The following is a 1449-nucleotide window of genomic DNA, read 5'->3' as shown; positions in this document are numbered from 1 at the left end:
TTGGCTGGATTATATAAGGACTATGACATGAGAAAGGGCATACCTTGAAAGAAAGATAGTTCACCTTAACACCCATTAACCAAATATCCTAACTTGATTCCTGGGTGCAAAGGTAAAAGAAAAATACTTAGAGGATCATACGAAATACAACAAAAATCATACCTCAAACTTGTTCTTTCAACTCAAAGAAAAGTTTCTTTTGTTGAAGCATGGTCCGAACAAAGATTCACAAACAACGATTATTGACCGTAAAAGAAAACTTGGAAACAATGAGATTGTGAACAAGTTCTATGAAAAAATAAAAAAGGACTTGCGGGACAGCAGATATATTGCTATTATCCCAAAACAAAAAGAAGGCCAAGAGAATCCGGTGTCTATGGATTTCGAAAATGAAAACGATAGTTGCGGGTTCAAGATACATCTTGTATATTGGGAAGATATTAAGGAAAATGATATTCTGAAAGGCTACGTTGAAACTACACTCCAATATAATGAGGATAAGAAATCACAAATTCTAAACAACTTATTGCAAAGAAGAAAGAGATAGTTATGAACATCAAAATGTATAGAGTTCGTAATCAGAGATAGTTACTCTCATAGAATCGAGTAGGAGGTAAATACTAATCATAGGTGTTTATCTCCTACTTTCGTTTTTTCGACCTCTCACACCACCGTACGTGCCGTTCAGCATACGATGGTTCCTATTTTGGGTAACATTCGAGATACGCCCCATTAAAGTAGCATACCCTGCCCTACATAGATACTCATTTGTTATAGCCCTATGCTGTATATGAACAATCAGCTATTCGCCAAAATCCTTTGCGCTCCACGCAGTGCATCATGGCATCCTCTTCTCGGACGGAAACCGTAGCTCGTCTTGGGAAATTGGTTCTCATAGATTGGAGTCAATGCTTGGTTTATGGCTTGTTGCACCAAACGGTCTACTACTATTGGTATTCTCAACAGGCGCATCTTGCCATTGTCTTTGGGTATTTCCACCCTTTCCACTGGGTTCGGATGGTAAGAACCGTCCATCAAGGAACGAGTGAGTTCCTCCTTAATGGTCAAGAGCCATGGGAGTAATTGTTCACATGACATCTTGTCGATACCACCACTGCCCTTGTTTCTCATAACTGCTTTGTAGGCTCGATTAAAGTTTGTTGAGCTAAGAATTTACTCAAGGAGGTGTTCCTTGTCGAATGCTACTTCCACGATGTTGTCTTCACAAATCCTCTTGAAGGTCTGCGCTCCCCCATACCGTTCGGTTTCCGACCTATCTCTTTGGGGGCAGCCATTAACTTGGGATCATGTTTTCTGCATTCTTTCCTTCTTTTACCTTTGCACCCAGGAATCAAGTTAGGATATTTGGTTAATGGGTGTTAAGGTGAACTATCTTTCTTTCAAGGTATGCCCTTTCTCATGTCATAGTCCTTATATAATCCAGCCAAC

General features: G+C 39.8%; 1 protein-coding gene and 1 pseudogene. One reads left to right on the top strand and one right to left on the bottom strand.

Features of this window, described 5'->3' with window-relative positions:
- Positions 1–199: 199 nt before the first annotated feature.
- Entirely contained in the window at positions 200–547 is a 348-nt protein-coding gene (locus tag P3T48_RS14300; RefSeq protein ID WP_276507131.1) for a hypothetical protein, read from the top strand.
- Between the two features lie 263 nt (positions 548–810).
- On the opposite strand, the pseudogene P3T48_RS14295 reads toward P3T48_RS14300, so the two are convergent.
- Positions 811–1320, bottom strand: a pseudogene (locus P3T48_RS14295) (group II intron reverse transcriptase/maturase); the annotation flags it as partial.
- Positions 1321–1449: the final 129 nt, after the last annotated feature.

The organism is Segatella intestinalis (assembly GCF_029348455.1).
Taxonomy (GTDB): domain Bacteria; phylum Bacteroidota; class Bacteroidia; order Bacteroidales; family Bacteroidaceae; genus Prevotella.
Note: the sequence above shows the minus strand (reverse complement) of the source record. Positions and strands in the feature narration are given on the sequence as shown.